Source organism: Cupriavidus sp. UYPR2.512 (genome assembly GCF_000379565.1).
In the GTDB taxonomy this organism is placed as follows: Bacteria; Pseudomonadota; Gammaproteobacteria; order Burkholderiales; family Burkholderiaceae; genus Cupriavidus.
Map to the genome: position 1 here is coordinate 230526 of NZ_KB902964.1, position 16428 is coordinate 246953.

Consider the following 16428-nt stretch of genomic DNA (forward strand, 5'->3'; position numbering starts at 1 on the left):
CTAGAACTCCGCGAAGACCCCCACTTCTGCTTGCTTGCGCGTGTAGGAGGGGTTGTCGTAGTAAATGGCGCGCAGGTTTATCCCATAGCGTTTGGTGAACCATTTGCGCCAGGTCAGCGAGACCTCATGGCTGTTGAAGTCGCTCAGCAGGGCCTGCGCGCCGGTGAGCTGGTAGGCTTCGCTGCCGCCGTCGTATTTCAGGGTAATGTACTGGTCCTTGTCACGGCCGTAGGTGACGGCGACGATGCCGCGATTGGAGCGGATACTGCCGGGATCGCTGCGGTTCAGCCGCGCACCCAGCTGGACGATCCAGGGGGCGTCGAAATAGTAGGTCAGGCCGAGCAGCAAGGTCTTGTCGGTATAGACCTCCTTGGCACGGTAATAAGTGAAGCCGGCGCTCACGACCAGGTTCTTCTTCTCGAGCAGTTTGCGGAACAGCATGCCGTCGGTTCGGAACTGGGGCAGGAAGAAGCCGCCCGCGCTGGTGCCGGCGCTCAGAAAGCCGTACCAGTTCTCGTCAAAGGTGCGCGTGTAGCCCAGGCCGAAGAACGTGCCCTGATCCCCGAAGTGGTTCTGGTGGCTGATTTCGCCGGTCACGTAGTCCTTCGGGGTGAAGTTGACCCCGCCTCGCAGGTACTGGTCGTTCCAGCTGGCATTGTCGCCGGTGAGGTTGGCGTGGCCGAGGCCGCCTTCAATGAAACCGGTGAGCAAGGGAGCGAACGTCCTGGGCGCGGTGGCTTCTGCCTGGGCGCGGACATCGGTGGCGGCAAGCAGTGCCAGCATGCCCAGAAGGGGCAGGGCCCGAGCGCCGTGGGTTCTGGTATCCGAGAGCTTCGCCATGCGTATCCTGTCGATCGTGTCGATGTCGCACGGAGGGTCCCGCGAGGATCCTCCGGCCCGCAAGCTGTTGTTGAACCATACACTGCTTCGAAGTGAGCAGTCGATAATGCTTCGCTCGGTATTGGCGCGTTTCGCATGGACGTGAGGCAAATCAGCGACACCGCATGCCCGGGGAAGGTGGCGCCAGCGCCTGCTCCGGGCTCAGGCGTGCCTCGAACGCCAGGTACAGTGCCTCCTCCAAGACATTCCAGTGCTTGCCATGGCGGAACTGGATGGATCGTATGCGCCAGCACGCGATCGCGTCCTTGTCTCCCATCTTGTCGGCGACCAGGGCCACCAGCCCCCAGGGGAAATCGACTTCGGACATCTGCAGCCAGGCCATGCGGTTCTCCTTCATCCACAAGTCGTAGGCCGCGGCATGGGGCCGGCTGGCGGGCTTGATATCGGCCAGGATGGGGAAGATCTGCGCTACGGCGTCGGGATAGAACGCCGCCTGGTCGCGTGGCTGGGTGCTGACCAGGTAGCCCTGGTTGGGACGCCAGAACACGCGCAGGATGTCCTTGTCGAGCTGTTCGGCCTTGCGCATCCAGCCGGCGGCACCTACGGCATCTCCGTGGCGCTGGCGATAGTCGCTGGCGGCCTTGAAGGCGCTTGAGACTTCCACGTTGTCCATCAGCAGGGCCACCGGTAGCTTGGCCGAGATCAGGTAGACGCCGGAACCGGGGTCGCGCAGTGTGTCCAGGTGCCGGCTGGCCTTGTCGAAACTGGCCTGCCACGCCGGGGGCATGCCCTTGGGCGGCGCGGAGCGGACCAGCAGTTCCATCCAGGCCGCCATCAACGCGTCGTCGGCGTCAGCCTCCTGGCAGGAGACGAAGCGCTGGCCCTTCATGCAGTAGCGGTCGAAGCGGCCGTCGGCGAGCTGGCGCGGAAGCAGCCATGCGATCCAGCGGGTTGCGGCGGTTCTGGTGGTCATGCCGGCGTCCTGTGCGGCCAGCAGTGCCTTGGCCGCAAAGTAAGGATCGATCGAGTCGCCAGCAAAATAGGTCGTGATCGCCCCGTCGGGACGCTGGTAGTCGGTCAGCACAAGCTCGGCAGCGCCGGCCGGCTGGTGGACGTAGGTGGCAATCACGAGAAGCAGCGCGATCAATGATTTCATGGTGTGTAGGGCTGTGCGTCATGGGCTGGCCACATGGCCATCGGACACCACCCTTCCTTCCTCCGGGGCGCATGCCGCGCCATGAACCACGGTACCGGCGCAAACGTGAAGCACCGGCGCCACCAGGGTAGTGCGCTTGTCCGCCGCGCCGATCGTGCAGCGCGCCCCGACATCGATCTCGCGCTCGGCAGCCACCGGGCCGGCGATGACGCATTCACGGGCCACGGAAATGGTGCCCGCCGCAATCAGTGCGCCGTCGATGCGCACCCGCGCGCCCAGCCAGATGCTGCCACTTGCCTTGACGCTGCCGATAATGCGCGCGCCGGTGCCGAGCCACAGGTCGCCACGCACGACAAGGTCGCCGCGATACAGGGTGTTGGCGGGAAACGTCAGATCGTGCGTTACCAGCCAGCGGCCGTCAGCGGCTTCGTCGGGAGCCATGACGGCATATGCCCAGTCTCCCCCTGCCGGGGCGGTGGCGTCCATGTCGGGTGGCGCGGCAAGGTGACGCGGCCCGAACCCGATCACCGCGGCGCTGACCGAGGTGAACTCGCATTCATCTTCGAGGCGGATGGAATACAGGGCTGAAACCGGTCCGAGCAAGCGGCACTGGGGCTCGACGTGGATGCTGCGCGCGTGTGCCCAGCGCTGCAGCTCGCTGGCGCCGCGCATCAGGATCTCGCCTTCGGACAGCAGCACCTGCATGCGATTGAGCCGGCCTGTGGAGATCCCGCGCCGGCCGTAGATGTCGCGGGAGAACGTATAGTTGTCCGGTAGCACCAGCGATCCGCTGGTGACGATGGTGCGCGCGCAGACGCCGATGAACGCCTCCGCCGCCGTCGGCATGAATGTGCCGGTCACGTGAACGACAGGCCGCAAGGCGCTGACCGGGTGCGCCAGGCCATGCAGACCTGACGTCTCGTCCTGCCGCTCGACCATCGCGCGAAAGACCGCGGCCACGGCCGCAACATCCAACGTGTGTTCGCCATCGATCGCCAGCGGACGGATGTCGCGCCGGTGCCGCCATTCAAGCACCGCCGGCAGCAGCGGCAATGCGAAGACCAGCATGGTGAGAGTGCCTAGCAGCAAGGGCCACACGCTCAGCTCCTCTGTCGATAACGCGCTGTCTTGTCCCACCGCAGTTCGCGGCGGAGCAGGTAATCGAAAACGATCTGGCCGATGATGGCGCGCGACACGGTCAGCATGCTGACCAGGAAGCCGAAATAATTCAGCGGCAGCAGGCGGATGCGTTCGCGGGTGCCATCCAGGTGCACGGCGGCAGCGATCTCGAAGAAGGCGGCGAAGTTGCCCAGCGTCCCGTACGACATCAGCGCGAACAGGATCACGGCTTCACCGAACAACGGCAGGCCGCCGGCATAGAAGAGCAGGATCGCCAGCAGCCAGCCGAACAGCATCAGCGGCGCCATCATGTAGATGCCGAGCAGCGCCACGCCGTCGATCTTCTCGAACAGCCCGTGGTGCCGGCACGCTGCCATCTTCCAGCCGTGCCGATAGAGCGCCTGGTTGTGGCCCTTGGTCCAGCGCATGATCTGCCGCACCCGCACGGGCCAGGTCTCGGGCACCTCTTCATAGCACTCCGACCAGTTCTGGTAGACCGTCTTCCAGTTGGCCAGCAGCAGCCGGTAGGTCAGGTCGGTGTCTTCGGCCAGCACATCGTCGTGCCAGCCGCCGGCGCTGCGCAGCGCCCGCATCCTGACGCCGCCGACGGTGCCGCCATACTGGGGCACCAGGTCCAGGTTCATGCGGGCCTGCTGATCCACCTGGTAGCCGCCGGAGCGCTCCAGGTCGAGCAGCCGCGTCAGCAGGTTGCTGCCGAGGTTCATCGGCACCACGCGGCCCATGGTCGCACCGACTTCGGGGTCGAAGAACGGTGCCACCAGTTGCTTGAGCAGGCCCACCGGCGGCAGGTAGTCGGCATCGAACACGACAATGATGTCGCTGGCGACAGCGTCGCTCGCGTCCTTGAGCGCGGCGGCCTTGCCGGGCTTGCCGCCGGTGCGGTGAAACGGGGTGATGCGTCCGGGGTACTGCTGCACGAAGTCGTCGATGATCTCGCGCGTGCGGTCGCAGGAGCGGTCGTTGACCGGCATGATGGTGAGCCGGTCGACGGGATAGTCCGCGTGCAGCAGGCACGTCAGCGAACCGGCGATCACGGCCTCTTCGTTGTGCGCCGCGACCAGCACGGTCAGGGTGGGCCAGTCCGCGATATCGATGTCCAGGTACGGGTGGCGTTGCCTGCCGAACAGCCGGTTCAGCGTGAACAGGTAGTGGCGCACGGCATAGAAGATCACCAGGCCGACGATCAGCAACAGCATGGCCGTCAGCGGCGGCACGATCGCCTGCGCGTCCTCGTGCAACGGCGCTTTCGGCGGCGCGGGCTTGGGCCAGGGGCGCGGGCGCAGCGCCGGCTCCCGCCGGCCATCGTCTTCCAGCGTGTCTGGCCTTGCCATCGCAACTTCCATCGCAGTGCTGCCGGGGTCGGCGTCAGCAAGCTTCATGGATTTTCTTGGCAGTGGTTTGAGGGCGGCTTCGGGGGCTCCGGATCCGCGGGCGAAGGCCTCTCCCCTCACGGGAATTTCCGTGGCCTTCGCGTCGGGCGCGGGCATGGTGAAGACCAGCAACCCGCTCAGTGAGAGGAACAGGCGATACGCCAGGCGCATGCTCAATGACCTCCATCCATGCTTTCATCTTGGAGGCTGGCCGTACTCCCCAGCCAGCCCCTGCGCATTACAGCTTGCCGGCGACGAATGCCAGCGAGGTGCCTCCTTGCGATGTCACGATCCAGTTGGCCGAATCCCATGTCACCGTGGCGAGTCCCTGCGTCACCACCGGCTGGGCATAGCCGGTGCGCGGCAGCACCCACGCCATGTCGGTCAGATCGGTCGGATGGCTGGCCTGGAACGACCATGCGTTGCCGGTATCAGTGGCCTGCCAGGTGGTCTGCTGGCGCCGCTGGCTGAACTGCGCCAGCGTATCCATCGTGTACCAGCTGAACAGTCCGCTTGCCTTCACGTTGTCCGCCTTGTTGAAGATGACGTTGAGCGTCTTCGGGTATTGGATAGCGCCCACCGGGTGCATGTAGATCAGCCGGCTGGTGCGGTTCTTCGCCACGAAATCGATCAGCTGCTTGTACCAGGTGTTGATGTCGGCCACGGGCACGTTGAATTCCTCGAACTCTTCGAACGTCGCGTACTTGCCGAACGGCATCACCGGGAAGGCGCGGATGGTGTTGTTCGTCAGCACGCCATTGCGATAGCTGCGCGTCGGCGCCATCCCGGTATGGCCCAGGAAGTAGTAGCCGGTGTTGCCGTTGGCTTCGAGCCAGTTGAGCGACCACTGCGGCGTATTGCCTTCCGGCGCGGCGTACTCGACCGCGGCGCGTCCGGTCACGCCTTCCACGCTCTGCTTGTTCATCACCAGGTACTGTTCGAAGGTGGACTGGTTGGTCTCGCTGGCGTTGGCACCCCAGTAGTCGTGGATCCATCCGCCATGACTGCCGATCTTGTGCCCCTTCGATTGCAGGGACAGCATCAAATTCTTTGCCGCGGTGTTCTGCGACAGGTTGATGCCCTTGGCGTCGCCGAAGTTGATCTGGTCAGGGCCCGCAGTCACGGCAATGGAGAACGGGCTATTGCTACTGTCGAAGGTGCCCCAGGTATTCATTTCCACCGCGGGCGCGATCTGGTCGCCGGCGCAGAAGTGCCAGTTCAGCACCAGCCCGCCGCGCGCCTTGGGCTGCGCCGAAAGCCGCGCCGTCTTCATCAGGTTGCCGCCGAAGTAGCGCAGGAAGCCGTGCATCAGCATGCCGTCGGTCTGTCCCTTCAGGTAGGCGAGCGGCAGGTTGACGAACAGCACGCTGCCTGAGCCGAAGTTGCGCAGCCCTGCCACCAGCCCGAAGTTGGGCGACGTGATCAGCGCGGAGCCGGTATAGGTGCCCTGCGTGACGAAGCTCGGATAGATCAGGAAGCCATAGACGTAGCCCGAGATGCCTTCGATGGGAGGCGTCGCGCTCGCGTCCCACAACATCGACTTGCCCGGCGGCACCTGCAGCGTCCTGAGCGTGGTGCCCAGCGCGGTGATTGGCCCGACGCCGATCATGTTGCCGAGCAACTGGTCATAGAGCACGTAGTCGACGCCGGCAAGGTTGCTGAGCCGGCTCTTCTGCGGTGCGTAGAAGCCGGTAGAGGTCAGCGCGCCGAAGTCGTAGACCAGCATCAGCTTGCCGCCCTGGTTGGTGTAGGTCTCCAGCGCCGCGATCAGCGCATCGCTGGCCTTCACGTGCACCTGGTCCGGCAGGATCACGCCCGAGAACTGCGCCGGGGTCGTGCCTTGCTGGAACTGGGTGTCCGTGATGACGGTCATCTTCAGGCCTTCTTCCTGGGCCCCGTCGAGCCAGGCCGACACGCGCGGATCGGGAAGGGAGAAGCCGTCCGGCAGCAGCAGTGCGATCTGATTGGTGGCGGCGTGCGAGATTGCCGGCAAAGCGAGCACCAGTGCCAGGCATAGCTGGAGCACCAGGACGCTGCTTCGCCGCAGCAGTGAATAGGATTGGTAGAGCACGGTCTTCTCCCAGCGCGATGACTACAAGTTGCCTCGGCGTGCAAGACGCTGCGGCGCATCGACGTACGCGAGCATGCAGAGTCCGTCAGTCCGGCTCGGCTCCAGGCGCCGGCGCGAGCGTGTATGTGCCCGCCATCACCTTGGCTCCGGCCTTTAGCTTCTTGGGCTTCTTCGCCTTCAGCTCATCCTTGAGGGCCTTGAGGGTTGCCTTGCTCTTGCCCTTCTCCGCCTCGTACACAAAGTCGATCTGGAAGCTGTGGTCATAGCCCAGCAACCCGCCGGGATCCGCCGGACTCGCCGGGAGATAGAGCGGAGTCTCGGCCGCGGCCGCAGCGGCGTCCTCGGTCAGGGCGGCATGAGCGGGTGCCGGTGCCAGGACACCCGCGACAGCAAGCGCGGTTGCCGCTGCTGCAATACGTGAGAGCCTCATTGCCTTTGCTCCTGCTTATAGAGCGGCCAGACAGAAGTTAAACTTTTGCGCTGAACCGCTGGTTAGCTTGCTGCTGCGCTACAGGCTGACGACGCCGGCATCGACCGACGCATCGCCGCACTCCCCATACGTGTCCGGGCGTTCCGCCAGCAAGGCAACGACAATGCGTTCGCTGGCGTGGCCGTCGCCGAACGGGTTGTGGGCGCGCGACATGCATGCGTATTCCTCGGGGTCATTCAGCAACCGCTCCGCGGCGGCGATGAGGCGTCCCGGGTCCGTGCCCACCAGGCGCGCGGTGCCGGCGGCCACCGCTTCGGGCCGCTCGGTGGTTTCCCGCGTCACCAGGACCGGCTTGCCCAGGGCCGGCGCCTCTTCCTGAATGCCGCCGGAATCGGTGACGATCAGGTAGGCGCGCGACATCAGGAACACGAAAGGCAGGTAATCCTGGGGCTCGATCAGGTGGATGTTCGGGTGCCCGCTCAGGATCGCGTGCACGGGCTCCTGCACGTGGGGGTTGAGGTGCACCGGATAGATGATCTGGATATCCGCATTGCGGTCAGCCAGCATGCGCAGCGCCGTGAACAGGCGCTCGAACGGCGGGCCGAAGTTCTCGCGCCGGTGTCCGGTCACCAGCACCAGCCGCCGCGACTCGTCGAGGAAGGGGTACTGGCCGGCCAGCCGGCACCGCATGTCCGCATCGGCGTCCAGCCAGCCCTTGACCTGGAGCAGGGCATCGATGCCGGTATTGCCGGTCAGGCTGATGCGGACCGGATCGACGCCTTCGCGCAGCAGGGTTTCCTGTGCCTGCTGCGTTGGCGCGAAATGCCAGGACGCCATCACGTCGGTCACGCGCCGGTTCATTTCTTCCGGCCAGGGGGCACTGAGATTGCCGGTGCGTAGTCCCGCTTCGACGTGTCCGATGGCCACATTGCGATAGAACGCGGCGAGCGTGGCGGCGAGCGTGGTGGTGGTGTCGCCATGGACCAGCATGGCATCGGGCAGGAAGCGATCCAGCACCGAGTGAACGCCCGAAAGCACGCGCGTCGTAATGTCGGACAGGCTCTGGCCCTGGCTGATGACGTTGAGGTCGAAGTCCGGCGCGATCTCGAAGAGCCGCAGTACCTGGTCTAGCATCTGCCGGTGCTGGCCGGTGACGCAGACCCGCAGGTCGAAACTGCCCGACTCCCTGAGCCGATGAATAAGCGGTGCCATTTTGATGGCCTCAGGGCGGGTCCCGAATACAGCCAGAACTTTCTTCGGCATGTGGGTCTCTCTCGGCTCGCAAGGATCCTTGCCGGTGCGTTGGCTGGCGACTGCTTGCGATCGCCTGGTCCTCACGTTCCCGCAGGAATCGCGCCGTGGCTTGCGTCAGCCAACCTGATCGGCGCTTCGTGATGTCCCGGACGCGCACACCACGACGTAGGAGAGCGATGCCTGTGCCATCGAGCTGTAGCCCATTGAATTCATTGGGAATTCTTCGATGTCGACAAAAGCAAGCGCCGACCTCGGACGCTCTTGCGGTTGCAGAGTTGTTACTTATTGCGCCACGCCCATCGGGATATCGATCTCAATGCGTGGCCAATGCTGCACCGCTCAGGACTTCACCTCCGCGATAAGTGGCATTGGAGGCGGCGGACGCCTTGGACGCTTCGCCATGTCGGGTATGGGGTGCCGCGGCTGGGAGTGCACCACGCTTGTTGCGACCTTGCCGGTGGGATAAATGGGGCAGGATAAGAGCGGTGGGAAGGGGGGGCGACAAATGGAGCGGGTTAATCCGGCGGCCTAGGGCAAAGGGTTGATTGACGCGGGGAAGGCCTTATGCAGTGATGATGAAACTCATTCATTTGGCTGAGCCTGGTAGGAATGAGGCTGGCCGGCTAAGAGGTTTCAAGAATGAAACATCGTGCAGATCAGTATTAAATTAAATTAAATTAATAACAACGATAACAATGTTCATTTGTGCTCTTTTATGCGCATGAGATGTTACTGTCATTTCTGTCAGAAATTAGTGAAATGAAAAAGGGCTGACAGCCCGACGCCCGACGGCCCGGCAGGCCGGCATCAGAGCCGGCGCCGGTCGCGGCCTTGCGGCTTCTCCGCGCAATCCAGCTTGGCCGCTTTGGTGTCAAATCTCACTTGGTCAGCGTCCGGCGTAAGCATCCTGCCGGCTTGGCAGGCCCGGTCTTCATCAGGTGTCATACGCACCACTTTCATGCAACACCTGTCGGACGGCGCCCACTGGCGCGCCCTCGCCCGGCTTCCTATCCTATGGCATTGCCACCCCCGTTCCCGGAGCGACCCATGAAGCGACTCGCCCTTTCCGCCCTCGCCTGTTCCGCGCTGCTGGCCGGCTGTGCCGGCGCCGATATGGAAAGCCTGACGCAGGCCGGCGGCAGCCTCTTTACCGCCGCCACGCTGTCGGACAGCAACGTCAAGACGCTGTCCGACCAGTCCTGCGCGGAAATGGACCAGAAGAACACCATCGCGCCGGCGGACAGCACCTACGCCAGGCGCCTGGCCAATGTGATGAGCGGGCTGGGCAACACCGGGCTGCCACTCAATGCCAAGGTGTATGTGACCAAGGACGTCAATGCCTGGGCCATGGCCAACGGTTGCGTGCGGGTCTACAGCGGCCTGATGGACCTGCTGAGCGACGATGAAGTGCGTGGCGTGGTGGGCCATGAGATCGGCCATGTGGCGCTGGGCCATACCAAGGCCGCGATGCAGGTGGCCTACACTACGGCGGCGGCGCGCGGGCTGCTGGGGTCGACTGGCATGGCTTCGCTGACGGCGCTGTCGTCGTCGCAGATCGGCGCGCTCGCCGAGCAGTTCGTCAATGCGCAGTTCTCGCAACGGCAGGAATCCGCTGCCGACGACTATTCGTTCGACCTGCTGACGAAGAACGGCGCCAACCGCCAGGCCCTGGCATCAGCCTTTCGCAAGATGTCGACCCTCGATGGCGGGCAGTCGAGCATGCTCAGCTCGCACCCGGGATCGCTGGAGCGCGCCAAGCATATCGAAGCCCGCCTGGCCGGCGGGCGCTGACAGCGACGCATTTGCCCTTGCCGCCGCACCCGTTCGGGTGAGGCGGCGCCTCCCTCCCGACTGCCCCGCCTCACTTCCCTCGCGCATCGCTCCCGACACCATTTCCACACTCGCGCCGCCATAGGCGGCGGTGTGTTGACTGCGTTTAATTCGCCGACAAAAGCTTTCACTACGCTGGCCGGAAACCGGCGCGGATAAAACCTCCGCAAGGAGATGATCGGCAACCATCCGTTCATCGGCGATTTCGACCTGTTCGCGGTTGGGGGCGGCACCGCGGCGATGACCTCTGCCGGGCCGCGGCTTCGGCACGCGCCACCCGTCGGGACGGGTGTCGCTGGCCAACCTGAATGAAGCCGACTACGCCAAGATCGGGCGCTCGATCCGCAAGTTGTTCGAAACGTATGTGGAGAAGTCCAACGCGGCGACGGGGAGCAAGGCCGACAAGAATGTCGTGAAGAAATAAGCCTTCGCTGGCGTGCCTCGGGCCCGGCATTGCGCCGGGCCTTTTTTCGCTCTGCCGGTCCTCAGCGGGACTCGACGAACGCCAGCACGGTCGCCAGCATGCCGCGCAGCGCCGGCTGCAGCGCCGTGGCAAGCGCCTCGTCATAGGCGAACGGATACACCTCGCTCATATACGCGCACTGCGACAGCTCCAGCTGCACTGCATGCACGCCGTCGGCCGGATTGCCATATTGCCGGGTGATGTACCCGCCCTTGAAGCGCCCGTTCAGCACCGCGGTATGGCCCGGAACCGCACTGGCCTGCTCCAGCAGCTGGCTGGCCAGCGCGGCATCGCAGCTGTCGCCATTGGCCGTGCCAAGGTTGAAGTCCGGCAGCCTGCCTTCGAAGAAGCGCGGCAGCACCGAGCGGATCGAATGCGCATCCCACAGCGCGACCGTGCCATGCCCGGCCTTCAGGCGCGCCAGCTCGGCAGCCAGCGCTTCATGGTACGGACGCCAGATGGCATCGCGCCGCGCGGCGATCTCTGCCTCATCCGGCCCGTTGCTGCCATCCGCGTACACCGCAGTCTTGTCGAAAGTGTCGACCGGGCACAGGCCGGTGGTGTCCTGGCCGGGATACAGGTTGGCGTTGTCGGGCGGGCGGTTCAGGTCGACCACGTAGCGCGAATGCGTGGCCACCAGCACCGACGCGCCCAGCTCGCGGGCGAAGCTGTAGAGGCGTTCCAGGTGCCAGTCGGTGTCGGGCACGGTGCGCGCTTCGGCCGTCAGGCGCTGCGCGACCGAAGCCGGCAGGTGCATGCCGACGTGCGGCATCGATACCAGCAACGGGCGCGTGCCGCGATGCAGGGTGACGGCGGGGGTATCGGTGGAGAAGGACATTGTCTTTGCGATGCAGTGGGCGTGCGCCCGGTTTCAGTCGGCCAGCAGGCTGGCGCGCGCCGCGATGAACAGGCGTCCCGCGTCCGCCTGCAGCGGATGCGCGCCATGCTGCACGCGGCTGCGTCCGGCGGTACGGACATCCGCTAGTGTCTCATGACCGTGGCAGGCAAACACATGCGTGGCCAGCGCCTGCGGCCCGTCGAGGCCCGCCAGCGTCGGATGCGCGCCATCCAATACCACGAAATCGGCCTGCTGGCCTGGCACCAGCCCCGCCACGGCGCGGCCGCTGGCACGCGTGCCGCCAGCCACGGCTTCGAGATACAGCCGGTCAGCCACCTGTGCATGCGTGTCGGACGCCAGCACGTTGCGCCGCTGCAGGCCGAGCCGCTGGCCGTATTCGAACAAGCGCAGCTCTTCAGCCACGCTGACGCTGGCATGGCTGTCGGAGCCGATGCCCCATGCGCCCTGCTGCGCCAGGTAGGGCGCGGCCTCGAACACGCCGTCGCCCAGGTTGGCCTCGGTGGTCGGGCAGATCCCGGCCACGGCGCCGCTGTGGGCCAGGCGCCGGCGCTCGTCCCAGTCCATATGGGTGGCGTGCACCAGGCACCAGCGCGCGTCGACCTGTACATGGTCGAACAGCCACGTCACCGGGCGCGTGCCCGACCACGCGATGCAGTCGTCGACCTCTTTCTGCTGCTCGGCGATATGGATATGGATGGGTGCCTGCGGGTCGATCGCCTGCAGTCCGGCCAGTGCGTGGGCGAGGCTTGCCTCCGGCACCGCGCGCAGCGAGTGCGGTGCCAGCCCCAGCCGCGCGCCGGACTGTGCGCACGCGGGGGCCAGCCGCTCCAGCAGCCGCAGCATGGCATCGGTGTCGTGCAGGAAGCGGCGCTGCTCGGCCAGCGGCGGCTTGCCGCCAAAGCCGGCGGTCTGGTACAGCACCGGCAGCAGCGTCATGCCGATGCCGGTGCGCTGGGCCGCGCGCAGCAGCCGCAGCGACATCTCGGCGGCATCGGCATAGGGCTTGCCGCCGGCATCGTGATGGACGTAGTGGAACTCGCACACGCTGGTGTAGCCCGCACGCAGCATCTCGATATAAAGCTGGGTGGCAATGGCCTCCAGCGTGTCGGGCGAGAGCCGCTGCGCGAAGCGGTACATCAGCGTGCGCCAGCTCCAGAACGAATCGGCACCGGCCGGATCGTCGCCCTGCGGGCGGCTGCGGAATTCCGTCAGGCCGGCAAAGCCGCGCTGGAACGCATGCGAATGCAGGTTGGGCATGCCCGGCAGCACCGGGCCGGCCGCACGCGGCACGCCTGCGGCCGGCCCGGTGCCGGGCTGCACGGCGGTGAAGCGGCCCTGCTCATCCCAGGCCAGCAGCACATCGCGCGCCCAGCCGGTTGGCAGCAGCGCAAAGGGAGCGAAGAGTTGCGTGCCATTCATGCCGGGGCTCCTTCGGGCGCATGCACACGCCCTTGCCGTACCACCGCCGCGACCGGGTTGCGGCCGAACCAGTACGCCAGCTCTGCGGGCGAATCGATGCGCCACAGCGCGAAGTCGGCCACGCGCCCGGCTTCCAGCCGCCCGTGGCGATCCGATGCGCCCAGCGCACGCGCGGCGTGCACGGTCACGCCGGCGAGCGCTTCCGGCACGGTCAGGCGGAACAGCGTGCAGGCCATATTCATCATCAGCAGCAGCGAAGTGACCGGCGACGTACCCGGATTGTGATCGGTCGAGATTGCCATCGGCACGCCGTACTGGCGCAGCAGCGCGATCGGCGGCAGGTTGGTGTCGCGCAGGAAGTAGTAAGCGCCGGGCAGCAGCACCGCCACCGTGCCGGCCTCTGCCATCGCCGCGACGCCGGCCTCGTCGAGATGCTCGAGGTGATCGGCGGACAAGGCGCGGTGGCGAGCGGCGAGCGCGGCGCCGCCGAGGTTGCTCAGTTGCTCGGCATGCAGCTTGACGCGCACGCCATGGCGCGCCGCCGCCTCGAACACGCGCTCGGTCTGTGCAATTGAAAAACCGATCGATTCGCAGAAGGCATCGACGGCGTCGACCAGTCCTTCGCCGGCCAGTGCCGGCAGCATGGTGTTGCAGACCAGGTCGATATAGTCATCAGCACGGCCCGCGTATTCGGGCGGCAACGCGTGCGCGCCCAGGAAGGTCGTGTAGACCGAAATCCCGAAGTGCTCGCCAAGCCGGCGCGCCACGCGCAGCTGCTTGCGCTCGGTTTCAAGGTTCAGCCCGTAGCCCGACTTGATCTCGATGGCGGTGACGCCCTCGGCCAGCAGCGGCTGCAGGCGCGCGGCGGCCTGGGCAAACAGCGTGTCTTCATCTGCGGCACGCGTGGCGCGCACGGTCGACACGATGCCGCCGCCGGCGCGCGCAATCTCTTCATAGCCGGCGCCGGCCAGCCGCATCGCGAACTCGTCGGCGCGCTGGCCGCCGTAGACCAGGTGCGTATGGCAGTCGACCAGCCCGGGCGTGATCCATGCCCCGTGGGCATCATGGCGCGCCGCGCCGCGATAGGCATCGGGCAGGCCGGCGGCGGCGCCCAGCCAGGCAATGCGCCCATGCTCCACCACCAGCGCGGCGTCGCGGATCGCATGCGCCGGATCGGCATCGGGCAGCAGGTGGCAGTTGTACCAGACGCCGTCCGCGCTGCGCGCGGACGATACAGAGGGCAGCGTCATTGGCCGGGCTCCGTCTCAAGGGTGACGCACAGGCACAGGGCCGCGTCACCCACAGGTTCAAACGATGGCGTGGATGCAGGTTCTGCAGCGCCGTAGAGCGCTCCTTCACCCGCTTGCAGCAGCAGGCCGGCATCCTGCGCCTGCCATGCGCCGCTGACGGCCAGCAGGCAGACGGCATGAGCGCCGGTGCCAGGCGCAAACCCCTGCCGGAACACCTCGACGCGCGCGCGGCAGTGGCCGCGCCGCGTCATCACGTTGAAGTCGCGCGTGACGCCGTCAATCAGCGTCGCCTGCAGGCTGGTATCGCCGGAGAAGGCGAACGGCTCGCCGATATGTTCAAGGCGGTGGCTGAAGCTGGCGTCGTCCGCACGCAGCGTGACGCCGGCGCCGTCCAGCAGCACGATCTGGCGATCGATGCCGGGAAACGCCGAGAACGGCCCGTCCTGCCCGATATCGGCCACGCTCAGGCGCCAGCTGAAGTCATCCATGCCGGCGCCCGGCGGCCACACCGCGATCTCGCGCGTGTTGCCGCCGCCGTTCTTCCAGCGCGTGGGCGCGATGTCGGCCAGCGCGAACCGTTGGAATAGCGTCAGGCTCATGCGCCCTTCACCATCGGCAGGTTCAGGCCCTTCTCGTGCGCGCATTCGATGGCGATATCATAGCCCGCGTCCGCATGGCGCATCACGCCGGTGGCCGGGTCGTTCCACAGCACGCGCTCGATGCGCCTGGCCGCGGCATCGGTGCCGTCGCACACGATCACCACGCCCGAATGCTGCGAGAAGCCCATGCCCACGCCGCCGCCGTGGTGCAGGCTGACCCAGGTGGCGCCGCCCGCGGTGTTCAGCAGCGCGTTGAGCAGCGGCCAGTCCGACACCGCATCCGAGCCGTCGCGCATGGCCTCGGTCTCGCGGTTGGGCGAGGCCACCGAGCCGCAATCCAGGTGATCGCGTCCGATCACCACCGGCGCCTTCAGCTCGCCCGACCTGACCATCTCGTTGAAGGCCAGGCCGGCGCGGTGGCGCTCGTCCAGCCCCACCCAGCAGATACGCGCGGGCAGGCCCTGGAAGGCGATGCGGTCGTGCGCCATGTCGAGCCAGCGGTGCAGGTGCTTGTCCTCGGGGAACAGCTCCTTCATCTTGGCATCGGTCTTGTAGATATCTTCCGGATCGCCCGACAGCGCGACCCAGCGGAACGGGCCCTTGCCGCGGCAGAACAGCGGGCGGATATAGGCCGGCACGAAGCCCGGGAAATCAAAGGCGTTCTTTACGCCCTCGTCGAACGCGACCTGGCGGATATTGTTGCCATAGTCGACTGTCGGCACGCCCATCTTCTGGAAGTCGAGCATGGCCTGCACGTGCTTCACGATGGACGGGCGCGCGGCGGCTTCCACCGACTTGGGATCCTGCGTGCGCGCCGCTTCCCATTGATCGACGGTCCAGCCGGCCGGCAGGTAGCCGTTGACCAGGTCGTGCGCCGAGGTCTGGTCGGTGACGATGTCCGGGCGCATGCCGCCGGCCTGCGCGCGCTTGACCAGTTCCGGCAGGATCTCGGCGGCGTTGCCGAGCAGGCCGACCGAGATCGCCTGCTTCTTCTGCGTGGCCTCGGCGATCATCGCCAGCGCCTCATCGAGCGTGGTGGCCTTCTTGTCGACATAGCGCGTGCGCAGGCGGAAATCGATGCGCGACTCCTGGCACTCGATCGCCAGCACGCAGGCACCGGCCAGCACGCCCGCCAGCGGCTGCGCGCCGCCCATGCCGCCCAGGCCCGCGGTCAGGATCCACTTGCCCGACAGGTCGCCGTTGTAGTGCTGGCGGCCGGCCTCGACAAAGGTCTCATAGGTGCCCTGCACGATGCCCTGCGTGCCGATATAGATCCACGAACCCGCCGTCATCTGGCCGTACATCATCAGGCCCGCGCGGTCCAGCTCGTTGAACTTGTCCCAGTTGGCCCAGTGCGGCACCAGGTTGGAGTTGGCGATCAGCACGCGCGGCGCATCGGCATGGGTGCGGAACACGCCCACCGGCTTGCCCGACTGCACCAGCAGCGACTCGTCCTCACCCAGGCGGCGCAGGCTGTCGAGGATGGCGTCGAAGCACTCCCAGTTGCGCGCCGCCTTGCCAATGCCGCCGTAGACCACCAGGTCCTGCGGGCGCTCGGCCACGTCCGGGTCGAGGTTGTTCTGGATCATGCGGTAGGCGGCTTCGATCAGCCAGTTCTTGCAGTGCAGCTGGCTGCCGCGCGGTGCGCGGATTTCGCGCTGGCCGCGCGGGATGAATTGGTTTTCGTTGGCGTTCATGTCTTGTTCTCCTGCTGCGGGTCTGGTCGGGCAGTGTCGGTGCGGGGCGC

The 16428-nt window shown here is 66.1% G+C and carries 13 protein-coding genes and 1 pseudogene; 2 read left to right on the plus strand and 12 right to left on the minus strand.

The window, feature by feature from the left end; genetic code table 11:
- The 7 genes from A3A5_RS0114840 to wecB all read right to left on the minus strand — a co-directional run bounded on the left by A3A5_RS0114840 (position 1) and on the right by wecB (position 8270).
- Entirely contained in the window at positions 1-840 is an 840-nt protein-coding gene (locus tag A3A5_RS0114840; RefSeq protein WP_035812610.1) for a YaiO family outer membrane beta-barrel protein, read from the minus strand.
- 151 nt (positions 841-991) lie between these two features.
- A complete protein-coding gene (locus tag A3A5_RS0114845) occupies positions 992-1996 on the minus strand; it encodes a hypothetical protein (RefSeq protein WP_063829962.1) in 1005 nt (334 codons plus the stop codon).
- 18 nt (positions 1997-2014) lie between these two features.
- Complete coding sequence (locus tag A3A5_RS0114850) at positions 2015-3049, minus strand: hypothetical protein (RefSeq protein ID WP_232431351.1); 1035 nt, start codon at positions 3047-3049, stop codon at positions 2015-2017.
- Between the two features lie 47 nt (positions 3050-3096).
- Complete coding sequence (locus tag A3A5_RS0114855; RefSeq protein WP_369797779.1) at positions 3097-4623, minus strand: glycosyltransferase family 2 protein; 1527 nt, start codon at positions 4621-4623, stop codon at positions 3097-3099.
- 121 nt (positions 4624-4744) lie between these two features.
- On the minus strand, positions 4745-6532 hold the full coding sequence (locus A3A5_RS0114860; protein WP_369797780.1) for a hypothetical protein: 1788 nt from the start codon (positions 6530-6532) through the stop codon (positions 4745-4747).
- Between the two features lie 130 nt (positions 6533-6662).
- Positions 6663-7007: a hypothetical protein gene (locus tag A3A5_RS0114865; protein ID WP_018311356.1), complete on the minus strand. Its 345-nt coding sequence runs from the start codon at positions 7005-7007 to the stop codon at positions 6663-6665.
- A gap of 78 nt (positions 7008-7085) precedes the next feature.
- Positions 7086-8270, minus strand: a complete 1185-nt coding sequence (wecB, locus tag A3A5_RS0114870) for a non-hydrolyzing UDP-N-acetylglucosamine 2-epimerase (RefSeq protein ID WP_026200793.1) — start codon at positions 8268-8270, stop codon at positions 7086-7088.
- A gap of 1038 nt (positions 8271-9308) precedes the next feature.
- Between wecB and A3A5_RS0114880 the strand changes: the two genes are divergently transcribed.
- Entirely contained in the window at positions 9309-10052 is a 744-nt protein-coding gene (locus A3A5_RS0114880; RefSeq protein ID WP_018311359.1) for a M48 family metallopeptidase, read from the plus strand.
- Positions 10053-10338: 286 nt separating this feature from the next.
- Positions 10339-10515, plus strand: a pseudogene (locus A3A5_RS45395) (bifunctional aspartate transaminase/aspartate 4-decarboxylase); the annotation flags it as partial.
- Positions 10516-10576: 61 nt separating this feature from the next.
- Here the strand turns inward: A3A5_RS45395 and hutG are convergent.
- Genes hutG through hutU form a run of 5 tightly spaced genes read right to left on the minus strand, consistent with a single transcriptional unit; the run spans position 10577 to position 16378 of the window.
- On the minus strand, positions 10577-11392 hold the full coding sequence (hutG, locus tag A3A5_RS0114890) for an N-formylglutamate deformylase (protein WP_018311361.1): 816 nt from the start codon (positions 11390-11392) through the stop codon (positions 10577-10579).
- A gap of 33 nt (positions 11393-11425) precedes the next feature.
- On the minus strand, positions 11426-12832 hold the full coding sequence (locus A3A5_RS0114895; protein ID WP_018311362.1) for a formimidoylglutamate deiminase: 1407 nt from the start codon (positions 12830-12832) through the stop codon (positions 11426-11428).
- On the minus strand, positions 12829-14082 hold the full coding sequence (gene hutI / locus A3A5_RS0114900; protein ID WP_018311363.1) for an imidazolonepropionase: 1254 nt from the start codon (positions 14080-14082) through the stop codon (positions 12829-12831). The genes A3A5_RS0114895 and hutI overlap by 4 nt, the downstream gene beginning before the upstream one ends.
- Complete coding sequence (locus A3A5_RS0114905; RefSeq protein WP_018311364.1) at positions 14079-14681, minus strand: HutD family protein; 603 nt, start codon at positions 14679-14681, stop codon at positions 14079-14081. The genes hutI and A3A5_RS0114905 overlap by 4 nt, the downstream gene beginning before the upstream one ends.
- A complete protein-coding gene (gene hutU, locus A3A5_RS0114910; protein ID WP_018311365.1) occupies positions 14678-16378 on the minus strand; it encodes a urocanate hydratase in 1701 nt (566 codons plus the stop codon). Before hutU ends, A3A5_RS0114905 begins: the two co-directional genes overlap by 4 nt.
- Between the last annotated feature and the right edge of the window lie 50 nt (positions 16379-16428).